Source organism: Marinomonas algicola (genome assembly GCF_014805825.1).
Classification (GTDB): domain Bacteria; phylum Pseudomonadota; class Gammaproteobacteria; order Pseudomonadales; family Marinomonadaceae; genus Marinomonas; species Marinomonas algicola.
In genome coordinates this window covers 2,942,772-2,961,024 of the sequence record NZ_CP061941.1, presented here as the reverse complement: position 1 = coordinate 2,961,024, position 18,253 = coordinate 2,942,772, and the positions used below count along the sequence as shown (strand labels likewise).

Genomic DNA, 18,253 nt, shown 5'->3' with positions numbered 1-18,253 from the left:
GATTAAGCGGCATCATCTAGAAAATTTAATAAGCTGTGCAGAACTTTTTGAGGTTCCGTCATGTGTAAGCAGTGGCCTTTTGCATCGATAATATCTAATGTCGCTTGCGGAATGTTTGACTCCATATACTTCCCTATTTCTACAGCGGCTAAAGAATCATTTGAACTCTGTAAAACAAGGCAAGAAGACGTTACGCTAGGCAGTAAAGCCCGATAGTCTGAGAAGAAAGTAGCCATTGCGAAAGGCTTTGAATATTTAGGGTCGGTAGAACAGAAACTGTCAGTTAGTTCTTCAACCAGTTCATCAGGATTAGACTGCCCCATAACCAATGGCGCTAAATAGTTTGCCCAGCCGATGTAATTTTTATCCATTAGGTTAACCAGCTCCTCTAAGTCTTCTTTATCAAATCCACCGAAGTATTCCGGCTTAATATTCAAAAAACAGGGAGAGGGACAAACTAATGCGATATCTGAAAATAGATCTTCTCGTTGCTGAGACGCTAATAGGCCTATGGTGCCGCTCACAGAGTGACCAACAAAAATTACGTTTTCTAGTGAAAGTGCATCACAGATTTCAATGACATCTAAAGCGTAACCTTCTAATGATTTATAGCGTTCTGGTATGTAGTAGGAAAGTTGAGATTTACCACTACCGACATAATCGAATACGACGACTTTGAACCGCTTTTCCAAATCGGCTTTAATGAAGCGCCACATATTTTGATCACAGCCAAAACCATGAGCAAGAATAATGGTTTGTTCTCCTTCTCCAGATATCTGAACGTTATTGCGTTTAATAATGGCTTCTGGTGCTAATACGTTGGTTTGATCATACATAGGCAATACCGTGATAATGGTTTGGTGATATCCTTATTAACATTGGTAACAGAATAATTCAAATTTATTGTTTAGGTCTTATCTCATTTATTGTATATGAATAGGATAGTAAGTGTTTTTGTAAGAGTCATGTTTTTTGTGAATAATGTGATTTAGTGTAAGAGAGTTGAACTGAAGGTGGGTGTTTATCCATCTTAAATAAGAAAAATGAGTTAAGGCTGTTATTTTTTTTAATGTCATTAGAATCTTCACTCAATAAAAGCCGCTGGTAATCGTTGATCAAGTTCTATTTTCGGCACGTTTATGATCAGTCTGTAACTTTAAGTCAGTGCTGTTAAAGCATGTATTTATCGTAAAAATAAAAAGGTATTTTATGCGTTACCAAGGCATTAAAGTCAACGTTATCACAGGGTTTTTAGGCGCTGGTAAGACTACCTTGATTCATCATTTATTAGAGCAGGCACCCGTTTACGAACGCTGGGCGGTGTTGGTTAATGAATTTGGTGATATCGGTTTAGACGGGGTGCTTTTGCAAAACTCCCTACAACAAGGCCGTTTATTTAAAGACAATATTGCGATTAAAGAAGTGCCAGGAGGTTGTGTATGTTGCACAACATCGGCGGCGTTTGAACAAGGTTTAAACCAGTTAATACGCCAGCAAAATCCAGATCGTATCTTAATTGAACCTTCAGGGCTCGGGCACCCAAAACAGATACTGGAAAAGCTGCGTGCGACGCAATACCAAGATGTATTGCTCGTTACAGGCTCCTTTTGTGTTATTGATGCTCGTCATCTTTCTGATCCTCGTTATGTAGAGCATGAGGTTTTTAACGATCAAGTGGATTCTGCTAATGGTATTGTATTTAGCCATGTGGATACCTATTCCGATCAAGATGCGCAACGCTTAAAAGAATACTGTAGGGGAAAAGAGCAGGATGGTTATTTCCTTTCAAACCCGATGAGCTTGAGTGTAGAAGAGTTAGACATTGGCTTGAACACGTTTCTATCTACAGACTCGCTGTCGCTTGCAAAACGAGATGTGCATCACAGTCACAGTCATGAAAATACTTGCAGAACGCCTGCTAAAGAAGATCATTATGTCAAGGAACAAGACGCTATGATGGTAGCGGGTTGGCGCTGGTCTGATACGGTCCTGTTTTCTGAATCATCGTTACGTTCTATGTTATCTGATATCACCAACCTTGATGGTGTCTATCGTGTAAAAGGGGTATGTAAATTAAATGATGAACTGGGGCTTTTTGTTAATGCATCTACAGGTGAACCCAGGATGGAATTGTCACCTTGGACAAAAAAAAGCCGCTTAGAAGTGATCGGTCTAGCCAACTCAGATTGGTATAGCTTGGCTTCAAAAATGTGTAAAAAACTCATATGAAGGGGCTTTTAGTCTATTTTATTGGATTATAGCCAAGTTGAGTCTTTTCTACTCTATCATTATGAATGGTTTATTCCGTCTGTTGAATATTTTTGTCAGGTATTATGGAGGCTTTTGTTATTGAGAGATTTGCCTTTATACCCCACTCTTAATACATAAGCGCACCATTGTACTAATGAGTGTAACGACAAGATAAAACAATAAATGAGGTAGAGAACATGCCTGAATATAAAGCACCGTTGCGTGATATTAAATTTGTCACCGAAGAGTTATTGGATTTTTCAACGCATTATGCCAATTTACCTGGTGGAGAAGAAGCGACGCCAGATATGGTTGATGCGATTCTAGAAGAAGGGGCCAAGTTTTCTGAGCGTGTCTTATCACCGTTGAATCGCATTGGTGATCAACAAGGCTGTACTTTTAATGATGGTGTTGTCACAACCCCTGATGGTTTTAAAGAAGCTTATCAGCAATATGTTGAAGGTGGTTGGCCTGCGCTTGCTCATCCTGAATCTGTTGGTGGCCAAGGTCTGCCAGAATCGCTTGGTATGATGGTTACTGAAATGGTGGCCTCTGCTAACTGGTCTTGGAGTATGTATCCTGGCTTGAGTCATGGTGCGATGAATACGATCGAAAGTCATGGTACTGATGAGCAAAAGCAAACGTATTTGACTAAGCTGGTCTCTGGAGAGTGGACAGGCACAATGTGTCTAACAGAGTCTCATTGTGGTACGGATTTAGGTCTCTTAAAAACCAAAGCAGAACCAAATGATGACGGTTCATATTCAATCAGTGGTACTAAAATCTTTATCTCCGCGGGTGAGCACGACATGGCTGGCAACATAGTGCACATTGTTTTGGCCCGTATTGCCGGAGCCCCGGAAGGTACGAAAGGCATTTCACTCTTTATTGTGCCTAAATTTAATGTCGCGGAAGATGGTTCCGTTGCCGATCGAAATACAGTGTCTTGTGGCTCAATTGAACACAAAATGGGGATTCATGGTAACGCGACTTGTGTTATGAATTTCGATGGGGCAAAAGGGTTTTTGATTGGACCAGCGAACAAGGGGCTAAACTGCATGTTTACCTTTATGAACACGGCTCGTCTTGGAACGGCGTTACAAGGCCTAGTTCACAGTGAGTGGGCGTTGCAAAACTCCGTTGCTTACGCAAAAGACCGTCTGCAAATGCGCTCTTTATCAGGTCCTAAATCACCTGATAAACCGGCCGACTCTATTATCGTTCATCCTGATGTTCGTCGGATGTTACTCACACAAAAAGCCTTTGCTGAGGGTGGACGTGCACTTGTTCACTATTGTTCTAAACTTGTTGATGTGACAAAGAAAGGCTCGGCGGATGAGAAAGCTGAGGCGGACGAGCTGATGTCTTTATTAACACCGATTGCAAAAGCCTTTTTAACCGAAACAGGTTTTGAATCGGCTAACCAAGGTTTGCAAGTGTTCGGTGGTCACGGCTTTATCGCTGAATGGGGCATGGAACAAAATGTACGTGATGCGCGCATTTCCATGTTGTATGAAGGGACGACAGGGATTCAGGCATTGGACTTATTAGGCCGTAAGGTTCTGATGACTCAAGGCGCAACCCTAAAACGGTTCACAAAAATTGTGCATAAGTTCTGTAAAGAACATAAAGGGGATAAGCGTGTTAAGCCTCTTATTAGCGAATTGAGTAAACTAAATGGTGAATGGGGGGATTTAACCCTGAAAATTGGCATGAAAGCCATGCGAAACAAAGATGAAGTGGGCGCGGCATCATTTGATTACTTAATGTTCTCTGGTTATGTTGTGCTAGCGTATTTCTGGGCAAATATGGCGATTGTTGCGCAGAATAAATTGGATGCCGGAACGGATGAAGTTGGTTTTTATACGGCTAAGTTACAAACCGCAACCTTCTATTACGAGCGTTTATTGCCAAGAACTCGGGCTCATGTTGAAGCCATGCTGTCAGGTGCGAATAACCTATTGTCTATGGACGAAGAAAACTTTGTTATTGTCTAAGCGTATCGACAATAAAAGGCAGCGATTAAATAGATTCATTGTCTAAAATTTAGAGATATGCCGTGATAGGCGGCCAATTAAGAACGTATAAAATAGGAATATCCCGAATGAGTGAAGCAAAGAAAGTGTTTGAAGCTATGGTTGAACGTTTTGACGCTGAAGAAGCCGATGGAATGGACGCTGTTTTTCAGTTTGAAATTGATGATAGTGATCACTTCCATTTAGTTATTGAAGATGAAAAGTGTGTCTTACAAGAAGGCGAGCATGATGATGCAACGGTCACATTAAGTATGGATCTAGATACATTGAAAAATGTAATGAGTGGTGAATTAGATGGTATGGACGCCTTCATGCAAGGTAAAATCCGTGCTGATGGAGATATTATGTTGGCCACTAAGTTGACGCAAATATTCCCCAACTAATTCGATTGGGAAATCTGACCAACCTATAGCCAATTTAAGCTAAGCCCAACTTTTGATGAATTCATGAGTTGGGCTTGTTCGTAACAGGTTTCTCCTATAAAAAAAACAAACAGGAGCGTTACTATGACTAAAGACACCTCCACCAAGAAAAAGCCAGGAAGTTGGATTCCAGAGCACCTGAATCCACATAATTTTCGTTCGTTAATCGATGTGTTTCAAAAAGCATGTAAAGAATTTAAAGATTGTCCTGCTTTTACCAGTGTTGGTAAGACGATTACTTATGGTGAACTTGATGATCTATCAAGTGGCTTTGCCGCGTATTTACAAAAAAATACCGATTTGAAAGAAGGCGATCGTATTGCCATCCAATTACCAAATGTTATCCAATCACCCATTGCCGTTTTTGGTGCGATAAAAGCCGGTTTAATCGTTGTTAATACCAACCCGCTATACACGCCAAAAGAATTGCAGCATCAATTCAATGACTCTGGTGCCAAAGCGCTGGTGGTGTTTGCCAACATGGCTCACAATGTTGAAGCAATCATTGATAAAACCAATATTAAGCATGTATTTGTCACGCAAATCGCTGATTTTCATCCAATGCCAAAAAAACTGCTTATTAATTCAGTTGTTAAGTACGTTAAAAAAATGGTGCCGCCTTACTCATTGCCAAAATCAGTCGACTTTTTTACAGCGGTTAAGCAGGGCCAACAATTAAGTGTCAACATAATTCATAAAAATCCTGAAGATATTGCGGTCTTACAATATACGGGGGGGACAACGGGTGTTGCAAAAGGAGCCATGCTAACCCATGCCAACTTAATTTCGAATCTGCATCAGTTAGGTGATCGCTTATGTGATCATTGCACTCCAGGAGAGGAGCTCTATATTGCCCCTTTACCTATGTATCATATCTATTCTTTTCTTATCCATGGGCTTACGCTCTTAAATCGTGGCGCTCATAGTATTTTGATTCCTAACCCTAGAGACATTCCTGGGTTTGTGAAAGAGCTTAAAAAATGGCGTTTTTCGGGTTTTGTGGGTTTAAATACGCTTTTTGTTGCTCTTTGTAATAACGAAGACTTTAAAAAGTTGGATTTTTCTCGCTTAAAAATCACAGCCTCTGGCGGCATGGCGTTGACCCACTCTGCGGCAGACGAATGGAAGAAAGTAACGGGTCGTACCGTTATTGAAGGGTATGGATTAACAGAAACGTCCCCAGTTGTTTCGTTTAATCCCGTAGGTAAAGAGCAAATAGGGACAATCGGTGTGCCAGTCGATGATACATTGTTGAAGTTTGTTGATGATGACAATAATGAGGTTCCTGATGGGGAGGCGGGTGTTCTTTGTGTCTATGGCCCGCAGGTGACAAAAGGGTATTGGCAGAGGGAGGATTCAACACGCGAATCAATGACGGAAGATGGTTACTTTATTACTGGTGACATCGCGAAACGACACTCTGATGGATATATACAGATTGTTGATAGAGCGAAAGACATGATTATAGTGTCAGGGTTTAATGTCTACCCTTCTGAAGTGGAAGATTGCTTGAGCTCTCATGAGGATATTTTAGAGGCGGCGGCAATTGGTATTGAGGATGAAAAAACTGGGGAGGCGGTAAAAGCCTTTGTTGTTCTAAAAGACCCTAAAGTAAAAGTTGATTTGTCCGATCTACGTCTATTTTGTCGTAAAGAGCTTGCGGCATACAAAGTGCCTAAGTGTATTGAAATTCGTGAAGATTTACCTAAGACAAACGTGGGTAAAGTGCTACGTCGTGCATTAAGAGATGAGTAGCGACGCTGTTTAAAACATTGATCGTAGCCGTAGCCGTTATCGACTAAGTCCTAATGTCTGTGGGCAACAAGAGGGTAGCGGTTTACGGTGATTAGATCCGTTAAATCCAGTCACGAAAAAGAAGGTTATTATGAGTGATTTTATTCAGTCGAGTGTTTTAAATGGCATTCAAACTATTAGTTTTAATCGTGCTTCTAAAAAGAATGCTATTACACTAGACATGTATCAAGCCCTAACCCAGTTTCTTGTAGAGGGTGAGTCTAGAAAAGACGTTTTAGTCACTGTTATTCATGGCGCGGGGCCAGATTTCTCTTCTGGAAATGACATCGCCGAATTTGTAACAATAGCCCAGCAGCCCGATAAAATGTCTCCAATAATGGCGTTTTTACGCACACTTTCTCAATACCCCAAACCACTGTATGCGGCGGTAGAAGGCCGAGCTGTTGGAATTGGTGCAACCCTGTTATTGCATTGTGATATGGTCTTTTCTGCCCGTAATGCCTCATTATGCTTCCCATTTGTGAAATTGGGCGTTGTGCCTGAAGCGGCCGTTAGTTATCTATTGCCGAGCCTAGCAGGGCATCAGCTTTCTTTTGAAAAGCTTATTTTAGGCGAGCCTTTTGATGCTGAAGAAGCGCACAGCATTGGTATGGTGAATCACTTATGTGAAGAAGGTGAAGCCTTGGCATTGGCGTTGAATTTTGCAGAAAAAACCGTCCAGCTTCCTCCTGAAGCGGTTATTTTAAGTAAAAATTTATTGAAAAATCGTTTCCAAGATGAGGTTCAGATGACCTTAATGAGAGAGGGGCGGATTTTTAAGGACCGGCTTCAATCTAAAGAAGCGCATCAGGCTTTTAAGTCATTTCTCTCTCGCCCTAAGATTGGTTAATTCTGGGCTATTGTCTTAGCCTCAGTCAATTGTTACATCATAAAATCACTTTAAGCTTTTCTTCTATGTATTTGAGAAAAGAGTAAGGTGATTTTTTTTGTCAGTGAACTGAGGCTTTTTTGTTATTGATGAAATTCTTAATGAAACTAGTATAGCTATATGATTTTGTGATTCTTATTTTGCTTTTGTTATGGCTCAGATACTTGATTGACTATACGATCGAATGGGTCAATTGTGGATAGGCAGAAGCATTAGGGTCAACCTAACAGACAGTGTAGATCGAGGTTTTATGAAGATTTTAGTAACGGTAAAGCGCGTTGTCGATTACAACGTAAAAGTGAGAGTCAAAGCGGACCATTCTGCGGTTGAGCTGGCTAATGTGAAAATGTCGATTAATCCATTTTGTGAAATTGCGGTAGAGGAAGCCATCCGTCTTAAAGAACAAGGAATCGCCTCCGAAGTCGTGGTTGTCTCTGTCGGTTCAAAAATGTGTCAGGAAACAATAAGAACGGCGTTGGCATTAGGTGCCGATCGAGGTATTCAAGTAGAAACCGAAGACGGATTGGACTCTTTAGCCGTAGCAAAACTGATTGCTGAAGTTGCAAAAGAAGAGGCCGCCGATTTGATCATTATGGGCAAACAGGCCATTGACTCTGATAACAATCAAACGGGGCAAATGGTGGCCGCTCTATTAGATTACCCCCAAGCAACCTTTGCGTCTGAAGTGGTTATCGAAGATGGAAAAGCAAAAGTAACTCGCGAAATTGACGGTGGCTTACAAATACTATCCGTTACCCTTCCAGCGGTCGTAACAACGGATTTACGACTAAATGAGCCAAGATTTGCCTCATTACCAAATATTATGAAAGCGAAGAGAAAACCACTTGACGTTAAAAACCTTGATCAATTGAGAGTGAATACTCAGTCAAAGGTTGAAATAGTGTCTGTTGCTCCTCCTTCTGAACGAAAAGCGGGGATTAAAGTCGGTTCTGTTGCTGAACTTGTTGAAAAACTAAAGAACGAAGCGAAGGTATTACCATGAGCCTATTAATTATTGCCGAGCACGATAATACGTTATTAAAACCGAGTACGTTAAATACCATTGCCGCCGCGAAAAAAATAGGCACGGACATTCATGTACTCGTCGCTGGTATGAATTGCCAATCCGTTGCAGACCAGGCGGCTAATGCGGAATCGGTTGTTCGTGTTTTACTTGCTGATGAGGCCGCTTATGAACATCAACTAGCGGAAAATATCAGTAAATTAGTGGTCGATATTGCGAGTCGTTATGAACACATTCTTGCGCCAGCAACGACCACAGGTAAAAACCTCTTGCCTCGTGTTGCGGCGTTATTGGATGTGGCGCAATTATCGGATGTGATTGAAGTAGTGAGTGCTGATACTTTTATTAGACCTATTTACGCAGGCAATGCGTTAGCCACAGTGAAGACAAGTGATCCGATTAAAGTGATGACAGTGCGTGCTACTGGCTTTGATCCAGTGGCGAACCAAGGCGGTAGTGCTAGTATTATTACTTTAGATCAGGTGATTGTGTCTGATCGGTGTCAATTTGTTAGTGAGCAGTTAGCGGTATCAGATCGCCCTGAATTAACGGCGGCGAGTATCATCGTTTCTGGTGGGCGTGGAATGGGCAGTGGAGAGAACTTTAGTCTGCTTGAAACCGTTGCTGATAAATTGGGTGCGGCGGTAGGCGCTTCTCGTGCAGCGGTTGATGCTGGTTTTGTACCAAATGATTGGCAAGTAGGGCAAACAGGAAAAACCGTTGCCCCTGATTTGTATATTGCCGTAGGTATTTCAGGCGCCATTCAGCATCTTGCCGGCATGAAGGATTCAAAAGTGATTGTGGCAATTAACAAAGACGAAGAAGCACCCATCTTTCAGGTGGCTGATTACGGTCTGGTTGCGGACTTGTTTGAAGCCGTTCCTGAGTTGGAAAAATCACTTTAATGTATTTGAGGCACGAATGACGATGTCGTCATTCGTTTGTTTAGTTTCATCCTAAGTAGATAGAACTTAATAATAAAAACCGGAGACAAACATGATATTTGAAGGAAAAGCCGTCAAAGTATCCCAATTAGAGACAGGTGTTGTTCTTGTTACTTTGGACTTACAAGGCGAGTCGGTAAACAAGTTTAATCAACTTACTTTAAAAGAGTTAGCCGAAGCGATAACGGTTGTAAAAACCGTATCTAATGTAACTGGTGTTGTATTTAACAGTGCAAAAGACGTATTTGTTGTCGGTGCCGACATTACAGAGTTTACAACGTGGTTTACTCTTGATGACAGTGTCTTAGAAGGAAAGTTGCGAGAAGTTCATGATATTTTCAATGAAATAGCGGATCTTCCTTATCCTACTGTTGCCGCGATTAATGGCATTGCATTGGGTGGCGGCTTTGAATTATGTTTAGCCTGTGATTATCGTGTAATGGCTGACTCGGCCAAAGTGGGTTTACCAGAAACGCAATTAGGAATTTACCCTGGTTGGGGAGGCACGATTCGTTTGCCTCGTTTAATCGGTGTTGATAATGCTTGTGAGTGGATTTGTGGTGCAGGACAAAAACGTTCTGCAGACGCACTAAAAGACGGTGCTGTTGATGCTGTTGTTGCTCAAGATAAGGTTTTAGAGTCTTCATTACACCTTGTTCAACAGGTGGTTGATGGTAAGTTGAACTACCTGCAGCGTCGCGAAGACAATAATGCCACTATGGTGTTTTCGCCAATTGAAAAAATGATGATCTTTGAATCTGTTCGAGGTGTTGTTGGCGCTAAAGCTGGGAAGCATTACCCTGCTCCTATGGTCGCGATCAAAACGATTGAAAAAGTGATTGGTCAAACACGTGAGAAAGCCATCGAAACCGAGATTGCTGGCTTTGTAAAATTGGCTAAAGGACCCGTTGCAAAAGCATTGGTTGGTCTGTTCCTAAAAGATCAACAAATCAAGAAAACAGCAAGTCAAATGTCTAAAGGCGCCGAGCGAGTGAATCAAGCGGCGGTATTGGGCGCTGGCATTATGGGTGGTGGGGTAGCTTATCAGTCCTCCTCTAAAGGAACCCCTATCATTATGAAAGATATTCGTAATGAAGCGTTAGAATTAGGGTTAAGCGAAGCGAATAAGTTGCTAGGTGGTCAGGTATCGCGCGGTCGTATGACAGCGGAAAAAGCCATGAAAGCGCTTAATGGTATTACCCCCGCTTTAAGCTATGGTGAGTTTGACCATGTTGATTTGGTTGTTGAGGCCGTGGTTGAAAATGTGAATGTTAAGAAGGCTGTTTTGGCTGAAACAGAGAAGCACATCAGTAAAGACACCATTTTAACGTCAAACACATCTACTATTTCAATTACAGAATTGGCGAAAGAGTTACAAAGACCTGAAAACTTTTGTGGTATGCACTTCTTTAATCCCGTTCACCGTATGCCATTAGTGGAAGTTATTCGTGGTGAGAAAACCAGTGATGCGGCGATTGCTCGTACCGTGTCTTATGCCCAAGCTATGGGTAAGACGCCTATCGTCGTAAATGACTGTCCTGGTTTCTTGGTAAACCGAGTATTGTTCCCTTACTTTGGTGGTTTTTCCGCCATGATGAAAGAGGGAGCAGATTTTCAAATGATTGATAAAGTCATGGAGAAATTTGGTTGGCCAATGGGCCCCGCTTATTTGTTGGATGTTGTGGGCTTGGACACCGCATTCCATGCCGATGAAGTCATGGCAAAAGGCTTTCCTGATAGAATGCAACATGAAGGCACAAACGTGATTGATAAACTGTTTGAAGTTGAGCGTTTTGGGCAGAAAAATCAAAAAGGTTTCTATCGTTACGAGAACGATCGTAAAGGAAAACCGAAGAAAATTTACGATGAAGAAATTCATGCTATTTTAGCGCCGACGGTTACTTCAACAACAGAGCTTACAGAAGACGATATTATTGCTCGTATGATGATTCCTTTGTGTATTGAAACCGTTCGTTGTGTTGAAGAGGGCATTGTTGGCTCTCCAGCAGAAGCCGACATGGGATTAATTTACGGCATTGGTTTTCCTCCGTATTTGGGCGGTGCATTGCATTATTTAGATCAAATGGGGTTGCAGGCATTTTGTGATTTGGCCGATCGTTATAGTCATCTTGGTAAATTGTATGAACCAACGGCCAACATGCGTGCGATGGCACAAAACAATGCGACTTACTACGGCATAGCTGTTTAACCTTTGGTCAGAATAGGATTAGGAGAATATCAATGAATTTCAATGAAACTGATGTAGTTGTTATCGATGCTGCCCGTTCCCCAATGGGGAAATCTAAAAACGGTGCGTTTCGTAATGTAAGGGCTGAAAATTTATCGGCGGCTGTTGTTAAGGGTCTATTAGCACGCAACCCATCCGTTAACCCTAAAGAGGTTGAAGATTTAATTTGGGGTTGTGTTAACCAGACCTTAGAACAAGGTTTTAATGTGGCTCGAGCCGTGAGTTTGTTGAGTGGTTTGCCAATGACCTCGGCAGCGCAAACCGTTAACCGTTTATGTGGCTCTTCCATGTCGGCTATACATACGGCAGCACAAGCGATTATGACAGGTCAAGGCGACGTCTTTATCGTGGGTGGTGTTGAGCACATGGGTCACGTCTCTATGATGCATGGGGTGGATGTGAACCCGGCCTTGTCTAAGCACATGGCAAAGGCGTCGATGATGATGGGTGTGACGGCCGAAATGCTAGGGAAAATGCACGGAGTAACAAGAGAACAGCAAGATGAGTTTGGTGTTCGTTCTCATCGATTAGCGCAAGAAGCGACTTTAGACGGTCGCTTTACGAATGAAATTATCCCTGTTGAAGGTCATGACGAAGCAGGTAATAAAATATTGGTGGAAACGGATGAAGTAATACGTCCTGAAACGTCTATGGAATCTCTAGGAAAACTTAAACCTGTATTTGTGCCAAAAGTGGGCACTGTCACAGCCGGTACTTCTTCCGCTTTATCTGATGGTGCTTCAGCCATGATTCTTATGTCTGGTAAAAAAGCGATGGAACTTGGTCTAACGCCTATCGCGCGTATTCGTAGCATGGCTGTTGCTGGTTGTGATCCTGCGATTATGGGTTATGGGCCTGTACCGGCTACGAAAAAAGCGTTGAAGCGTGCTGGTTTAACCATTGATGATATTGATATTGTTGAGCTAAATGAGGCCTTTGCAGCACAATCTATTCCAGTATTGAAAGATTTAAAGTTGCTGAAATTGGTTGATGAAAAAGTGAACCTGAACGGTGGTGCTATTGCCTTAGGTCATCCACTTGGCTGTTCTGGTACGCGTATTGCTACTACCTTATTAAATGTCATGCAACAGAAAGACGCTAAGCTTGGACTTGCTACCATGTGTATCGGTATGGGGCAGGGCATTGCAACGGTATTTGAGCGCCTTTAACCCCCATTATAGGATTAAAGCCCTATTTTAAAGGGTTTAATCTTTTACAGAGCGTTAAGAAGTTGTCCCGTTAATCATACAACTTTTGTCATTTTGCCCCATTTATGGGGCTTTTTTTTATCTAATGATTGGTTTAATGCCGTAAATTCAACCTTTTAAAAGGAGGTGATCTATCGTTGTGCTCTATTATTGTGCGCTGGCTAACGATAATTTAACTGCAAAAGCAATAAACCCCGTTCCTACCGTGCCACTTGATAAGGCGGTAATGCGCTTACGTGATTTAAAGGCGACAGCGAGTTTCGTACCAGCATAAATAAGAACGGCTAAATAAATTAAGCTGAAGAGCTGTAGTGTAATGGCTAGGATAAAGAATGGCAGCACTGGATTGCTGTAGGCTGGATCAACAAATTGTACAAAAAAGGACAAAAAAAACAAAATTGCTTTCGGGTTTAAAAGGCTCACGAATAATGCCTTTTTAAAGGCTTTGCTGGTAGATGACTTCTTGATGGTTTTAACATCATAGGTGGTATCACCTTTGCGCTGCCATGTTGTGTAGGCGCCATGCAGTAATTTAACACCAATAAACGTTAAATAAGCCGCACCAGCGTATTTTATCACCATGAAAAGTGCTGGGTAAGCGCTCAAAACTGAGATAGCACCCATAGCCGTTGCTATGATGAGTAATGAGTCCCCAACAAACACACCCGCAACGGCGGACCAGCCAATGCGAGTTCCCTGTTGTGCGGCTAAAGAAAGCACATACAGTGAGTTTGGCCCTGGTAATAAAATAATGAGCATAGCACCAACGACATAGGCAAAATAGTTAATAACGCCAAAGCTTTCCATTTACATTTGATCCTTAATAAAGAGGGTGGACTAAAGTGGTATTATTGAGTGCAATCATATCAAGAATCCGTGATCAGTCTAGGTAATATACACTGACGAATGAACTATATTTAAGAACAATCGAGAAGGATTTGAATTCAATATTAAATAACCTTTAGACAGTAAAGCGGCCTTTGAATAACGGGTTTGCCACTTCGTTAGTGTGACGATGCAGTCTCTAAACCTTTTTCTTTTGTTCAGAGCAATAGGGATTTTAAACCGCGTATTCAAAATCCAGAATTTCTATTAGATCGTCAATACCTAGGCCCTATTGTAGTCGATTTAACCCTTTTACATGGCACTTTCTTGGGTTAATTATTAGACATTTGGATCATTCATTTCTGGAATAGTTTGATACTGGCACAGTAATTGTTAGTTATTACCTAATAGTCATAACTAAAGTTGGGCAAGAGTGATGGAATCCCCGTTTATCAAGGCTTTTAAACTAGAAAAGCAGTTTTTATCTCAATTGTATGGGGCTGCACCGTATTGGTGGGTCAGTGTTGCCGTTGTGTTTTTAGTGTTTTATTTTGGTGCGTTTGACGGTTATTTGTTTTATCTAGGTGATACATCAGCGGAGACAGCACAATGAACTCTTTAGCTGTTTTCACCGATTTAGATGGCACCCTCCTGGATCATGATACGTACAGTGCCGCGGCGGCTATGCCTATGTTGCAACAACTGAAGCTTAGACGAATCCCTGTTATTCCAAACACCAGTAAAACATTCGATGAGCTGTTACCTATTCGCAGGAGTTTGCAATTAGACACGCCTTTTATCGTAGAGAATGGCGCGGCCGTTTATATCCCGGAGTCTTTTTTATACGAATTATGCGACACAAAAGAGGACCTAATTGACTCTTATACCTCTGACAATCAACTTATAAAAGTGATTTTAGGATCGAGCTATAAAGGTTGTTATTACCGAAAGTCTTTTATTGAACCTCGTGAATACTGGTTGTCACTTTTAGCAAAGAATACGTTTGCATTCTCGCATTTGTATACGGGGTTTTCCAGTATGTCGATTTCTGACATTCAGCAGGTTACAGGTTTAAGCCTTGAACAGGCTCAGGCCGCTTCAAAGCGAGAGTACGGCGAGCCACTACAATGGCACGGATCAGATGAAGAGTTGATGCAGTTTAAGCATCTAATGCAGAAAGCCGGGGCAACGGTGGTTAAAGGAGGGCGTTTTGTCCATGTTGGCGGCAATTCAGACAAAGGAAGAGCCATGCTTTGGTTAGCGGCTTTTCTTCAGTCGAGCTCGTCAGTGGCTTTGGGTGATGGGGAAAATGACAATGCTATGTTGGAGGTTGCGGATATCGCGGTTCAAATTCGTTCTAATTTTCATGCTTTCCCCTGTTTAAAGCGTTCTGCTGGCGTCATTAAAACGTCAGAGGTGGGCCCAAAAGGTTGGAGCGAGGCCATAGGTAAAATTTTGTTTAGCGAGCTTAAGTAGAAGACCATTAAGCTCAGTTTATTTTAAAAGAATCGTTTTATTATATTTTACATATATAGGGGCAATCGTTATGGCGGATTTTTATCAAAATGGAATCGTAACAACGCTACATAATCTTACTAAACGCAGCACCAGTGAATTAGAGGATGAGCTCATTCAGTTTTCTGAAAAGCGTCCTTTAGGTTTGATATTACCATCCCTGTTTTCAGAATTAGAAGGCAACGCATTGCCCGATATAATCAGTAAAATTGCACAAGTACCTTATTTGTCTGAAATTGTTATCGGCCTGGACAGAGCGTCTTTAGCGCAGTACAAACATGCCATTGCATTTTTTGACGAACTACCACAGCACCATCGAATTTTGTGGAATGACGGACCTAGGTTACAAGCATTGGACGCAAAGCTTCAAGCTATGGGGTTAGCACCAACAGAGCTAGGCAAGGGGAGAAATGTTTGGTATTGCATGGGGTATATGCTGGCTTCAGCTAGATCTGAATCCATAGCATTACACGATTGTGATATATTGACTTACGATAGAGACTTATTGGCTAGGTTAATTTATCCCGTTGCCAACCCTCAATTTAATTATGAGTTTAGTAAGGGTTTTTACTCTCGTTTTGCGAATGGGAAGCTCAATGGTCGGGTGGCGCGATTGCTAGTGACACCTTTGATTAAGTCTTTGAAACGCGTACTGGGCCACAATGAATATTTAGACTTTATGGACAGTTTCCGCTATTCGCTATCGGGTGAGTTCTCCTTTAGACGTGATGTGCTAACAGATTTACGTATTCCAAGTGACTGGGGACTAGAGATTGGAGTATTGTCTGAAATGCACCGTAATTATGCGTCTAACCGTATTTGCCAAGTAGATATTGCGGATTCTTACGATCACAAGCACCAAGATTTATCTTTAGAAGATGAGAACGCCGGTTTATCAAAAATGTCGATTGATATTACTAAGGCATTTTTTAGAAAGTTGGCGACCCAAGGCTATACCATCAATCCTGAAACCATGCGCACAATTAAGGCAACTTACTATCGAATCGCTTTGGATTATATTGAGACATATAAGAACGATGCCATTATTAATGGTCTGACCTTGGATATTCATACAGAAGAAAAATCTGTGGAAATGTTTGCCAAGAATATTATGCAGGCAGGGACTCAATTTTTAGACAATCCAATGGAAACACCTTTTATCCCAGCATGGAACCGAGTCATCAGTGCTATGCCAAATGTACTGGATGAATTAAAAAGTGCAGTAGAGGAAGACTATCAAGAATTTAAAGTAACCGCATCAGAGATATAAAGACGGGAAGGGGAATGTATGAATGTGTTGACACAGCTTGCAGAGAAGTTACAACAGCAACTTACCGTGATCTATGATGGGGTTGACATTGAACCAAGCTATCAAGAATTAAGTTTGGATTTAATTGATATGATGGGACTGAATTCACATTGTGAAGACCCTGTTCCTTATGCAAATCATTGGTCCCAGAAGGATATGATTCTGATCACCTATGGAGATAGCTTATTAGAAGACGGTATAAAGCCTTTGAAAACGTTAGACCGTTTTCTAGATGCTCATATAAAGGAAAGTATTAATGGCGTACACATACTTCCTTTTTTCCCCTATAGTTCGGATGATGGTTTTTCTGTAATTGATTATTCCAGCGTCAATGAGTCACTAGGTGACTGGGAGGATATTACAGAGATCGCTACCAAGCGTAAGTTAATGTCTGATTTGGTGATCAACCACTGCTCAAGTCGAGGTATTTGGTTTGAAAATTTCATTAAAGGAGAAGGTAAAGGCCGTGATTATTTCTTTACGGCGAACCCTGATGACGACTTATCTCAAGTGGTGCGTCCAAGAACCAGCCCGCTACTGAGACCAACAGAAACGGAGCAAGGCCTGCAGCATGTCTGGTGTACCTTTAGTCACGATCAAGTGGATTTAGACTTTAGAAATCCTGAGGTTTTACTGACATTCGTTTCTATTATCCGTCAATATCTGGATGCCGGAGTACGAATTTTTAGATTGGATGCGGTGGCTTTTTTATGGAAAAAATTGAGTAGCTCGTCTATTAATTTGCCGCAAACTCATGAAGTGGTAAGATTGTTAAGGTCACTTATTGAGCATGCCGAGCCCAGCGCGATCATAATAACCGAAACTAATATCCCAAATACGCAAAATTTAACCTATTTTGGTAATGCAAATGAAGCGCACTGTATTTATAACTTTTCATTACCTCCGTTGTTAGTCAACACACTTATTACCGGCGATTGCTTGTATCTTAAGCGTTGGTTAATGAGTATGCCCCCTGCGCAAAATGGGACTTGTTATTTCAACTTTATCGCTTCTCATGATGGTATTGGATTAAGGCCAGCTGAAGGTTTATTAAATGATATTGAGCTAAATACTCTGGTTAACACCATGCAACGCTTTGGTGGTCGGATTTCATGGCGAACGTCAGAAACAGGCGAACAGAAAGCGTATGAAATGAACATATCTTTATTTGATGCTTTGCAAGGGACTGTGGAGGGTGAAGATAAATGGGGGTTAGAACGATTTATTTGCGCACATGCAATCATGTTTGCCTTGGAAGGGATCCCGGGTATCTATATCCATAGTATGTTGGGGACACGCAATGATTATGAAAAATTGAAGAATACCCATCATAATCGTTCTATTAATCGTCATCGGTGGGACTACGAGCAGTTAGAGTCTCAGTTAGGCAATCCCGCCAGTTCGCACCATAAAGTCCTTGGAAGGATGCTTGCGCTAATCGATATCAGAAAACGGCAATTGGCTTTTCATCCAAATGCCATCCAGTTTGTGCTCCATTTAGGGCTCAATTTATTTGGTTTTTGGCGTCAAAGTTCCGACCGTAAGCAAAGTATTTTTTGTGTCAGTAACATCACTAAAGAGCCCGCTGAATTGCGTCTGAATGAATTGAACTTGATTTCTAATAATTCATGGTTTGATTTGATTTCTGGTGATTCGATTGAAAATCTGAATGAAGTGGTCACGCTTGCTCCATATCAAACCGTCTGGCTGACTAATATCAGGTTAGATTAAGAGTGCTTTTTGTACTTTAAGATAATAAAAAGTCACAAGGCAAGCGGGTGGTTAAATA

15 protein-coding genes are annotated in these 18,253 nt (G+C 41.5%); 13 read left to right on the top strand and 2 right to left on the bottom strand.

Translation table 11 applies throughout. From position 1 onward, the window contains the following. Positions 1 to 2 precede the first annotated feature (2 nt). Positions 3 to 836, bottom strand: coding sequence for an alpha/beta fold hydrolase (locus IEZ33_RS13490; RefSeq protein ID WP_191600556.1), 834 nt, complete (start codon positions 834 to 836; stop codon positions 3 to 5). A gap of 373 nt (positions 837 to 1,209) precedes the next feature. On the opposite strand from IEZ33_RS13490, the gene IEZ33_RS13485 reads away from it, so the two are divergent. The 9 genes from IEZ33_RS13485 (at position 1,210) to fadA (ending at position 12,776) form a co-directional block, all read left to right on the top strand. Continuing rightward, positions 1,210 to 2,229, top strand: a complete 1,020-nt coding sequence (locus IEZ33_RS13485; protein ID WP_191600555.1) for a CobW family GTP-binding protein — start codon at positions 1,210 to 1,212, stop codon at positions 2,227 to 2,229. A gap of 218 nt (positions 2,230 to 2,447) precedes the next feature. Further along, the gene (locus IEZ33_RS13480; RefSeq protein WP_191600554.1) at positions 2,448 to 4,247 is read left to right on the top strand and encodes an acyl-CoA dehydrogenase C-terminal domain-containing protein; all 1,800 of its coding nucleotides are present in this window, start codon (positions 2,448 to 2,450) and stop codon (positions 4,245 to 4,247) included. A gap of 107 nt (positions 4,248 to 4,354) precedes the next feature. Beyond that, a complete protein-coding gene (locus IEZ33_RS13475; protein ID WP_191600553.1) occupies positions 4,355 to 4,669 on the top strand; it encodes an SCP2 sterol-binding domain-containing protein in 315 nt (104 codons plus the stop codon). A 123-nt stretch (positions 4,670 to 4,792) separates the two neighbouring features. After that, entirely contained in the window at positions 4,793 to 6,463 is a 1,671-nt protein-coding gene (locus IEZ33_RS13470) for an AMP-binding protein (RefSeq protein ID WP_191600552.1), read from the top strand. A gap of 130 nt (positions 6,464 to 6,593) precedes the next feature. Beyond that, positions 6,594 to 7,352: an enoyl-CoA hydratase-related protein gene (locus tag IEZ33_RS13465; RefSeq protein ID WP_191600551.1), complete on the top strand. Its 759-nt coding sequence runs from the start codon at positions 6,594 to 6,596 to the stop codon at positions 7,350 to 7,352. A 289-nt stretch (positions 7,353 to 7,641) separates the two neighbouring features. Beyond that, entirely contained in the window at positions 7,642 to 8,394 is a 753-nt protein-coding gene (locus IEZ33_RS13460) for an electron transfer flavoprotein subunit beta/FixA family protein (protein WP_191600550.1), read from the top strand. Beyond that, on the top strand, positions 8,391 to 9,320 hold the full coding sequence (locus IEZ33_RS13455) for an electron transfer flavoprotein subunit alpha/FixB family protein (RefSeq protein ID WP_191600549.1): 930 nt from the start codon (positions 8,391 to 8,393) through the stop codon (positions 9,318 to 9,320). Before IEZ33_RS13460 ends, IEZ33_RS13455 begins: the two co-directional genes overlap by 4 nt. A gap of 91 nt (positions 9,321 to 9,411) precedes the next feature. Beyond that, entirely contained in the window at positions 9,412 to 11,568 is a 2,157-nt protein-coding gene (fadB, locus tag IEZ33_RS13450) for a fatty acid oxidation complex subunit alpha FadB (RefSeq protein WP_191600548.1), read from the top strand. A gap of 32 nt (positions 11,569 to 11,600) precedes the next feature. Continuing rightward, positions 11,601 to 12,776, top strand: a complete 1,176-nt coding sequence (gene fadA / locus IEZ33_RS13445; protein ID WP_191600547.1) for an acetyl-CoA C-acyltransferase FadA — start codon at positions 11,601 to 11,603, stop codon at positions 12,774 to 12,776. Positions 12,777 to 12,962: 186 nt separating this feature from the next. On the opposite strand, the gene leuE is transcribed toward fadA, so the two are convergent. Continuing rightward, positions 12,963 to 13,622, bottom strand: a complete 660-nt coding sequence (gene leuE / locus IEZ33_RS13440) for a leucine efflux protein LeuE (RefSeq protein ID WP_191600546.1) — start codon at positions 13,620 to 13,622, stop codon at positions 12,963 to 12,965. A 454-nt stretch (positions 13,623 to 14,076) separates the two neighbouring features. On the opposite strand from leuE, the gene IEZ33_RS13435 reads away from it, so the two are divergent. From IEZ33_RS13435 to IEZ33_RS13420, 4 genes are all read left to right on the top strand, one after another. Next, a complete protein-coding gene (locus tag IEZ33_RS13435; protein ID WP_191600545.1) occupies positions 14,077 to 14,253 on the top strand; it encodes a hypothetical protein in 177 nt (58 codons plus the stop codon). Continuing rightward, positions 14,250 to 15,116, top strand: coding sequence for an HAD-IIB family hydrolase (locus IEZ33_RS13430; RefSeq protein ID WP_191600544.1), 867 nt, complete (start codon positions 14,250 to 14,252; stop codon positions 15,114 to 15,116). The genes IEZ33_RS13435 and IEZ33_RS13430 overlap by 4 nt, the downstream gene beginning before the upstream one ends. 70 nt (positions 15,117 to 15,186) lie before the next feature. Next, positions 15,187 to 16,425: a glycosyltransferase family protein gene (locus tag IEZ33_RS13425; protein ID WP_191600543.1), complete on the top strand. Its 1,239-nt coding sequence runs from the start codon at positions 15,187 to 15,189 to the stop codon at positions 16,423 to 16,425. Positions 16,426 to 16,443: 18 nt separating this feature from the next. Next, entirely contained in the window at positions 16,444 to 18,195 is a 1,752-nt protein-coding gene (locus IEZ33_RS13420; RefSeq protein ID WP_191600542.1) for a sugar phosphorylase, read from the top strand. Positions 18,196 to 18,253: the final 58 nt, after the last annotated feature.

Coding starts and splice junctions, on each gene's coding strand:
- IEZ33_RS13475 (WP_191600553.1), top strand. CDS start 4,355: ATGAGTGAAGCAAAGAAAGTGTTTGAAGCTATGGTTGAACGTTTTGAC.
- IEZ33_RS13485 (WP_191600555.1), top strand. CDS start 1,210: ATGCGTTACCAAGGCATTAAAGTCAACGTTATCACAGGGTTTTTAGGC.
- IEZ33_RS13490 (WP_191600556.1), bottom strand. CDS start 836: ATGTATGATCAAACCAACGTATTAGCACCAGAAGCCATTATTAAACGC.
- IEZ33_RS13460 (WP_191600550.1), top strand. CDS start 7,642: ATGAAGATTTTAGTAACGGTAAAGCGCGTTGTCGATTACAACGTAAAA.
- IEZ33_RS13435 (WP_191600545.1), top strand. CDS start 14,077: ATGGAATCCCCGTTTATCAAGGCTTTTAAACTAGAAAAGCAGTTTTTA.
- fadA (WP_191600547.1), top strand. CDS start 11,601: ATGAATTTCAATGAAACTGATGTAGTTGTTATCGATGCTGCCCGTTCC.
- IEZ33_RS13470 (WP_191600552.1), top strand. CDS start 4,793: ATGACTAAAGACACCTCCACCAAGAAAAAGCCAGGAAGTTGGATTCCA.
- fadB (WP_191600548.1), top strand. CDS start 9,412: ATGATATTTGAAGGAAAAGCCGTCAAAGTATCCCAATTAGAGACAGGT.
- IEZ33_RS13480 (WP_191600554.1), top strand. CDS start 2,448: ATGCCTGAATATAAAGCACCGTTGCGTGATATTAAATTTGTCACCGAA.
- IEZ33_RS13420 (WP_191600542.1), top strand. CDS start 16,444: ATGAATGTGTTGACACAGCTTGCAGAGAAGTTACAACAGCAACTTACC.
- IEZ33_RS13425 (WP_191600543.1), top strand. CDS start 15,187: ATGGCGGATTTTTATCAAAATGGAATCGTAACAACGCTACATAATCTT.
- leuE (WP_191600546.1), bottom strand. CDS start 13,622: ATGGAAAGCTTTGGCGTTATTAACTATTTTGCCTATGTCGTTGGTGCT.
- IEZ33_RS13455 (WP_191600549.1), top strand. CDS start 8,391: ATGAGCCTATTAATTATTGCCGAGCACGATAATACGTTATTAAAACCG.
- IEZ33_RS13465 (WP_191600551.1), top strand. CDS start 6,594: ATGAGTGATTTTATTCAGTCGAGTGTTTTAAATGGCATTCAAACTATT.
- IEZ33_RS13430 (WP_191600544.1), top strand. CDS start 14,250: ATGAACTCTTTAGCTGTTTTCACCGATTTAGATGGCACCCTCCTGGAT.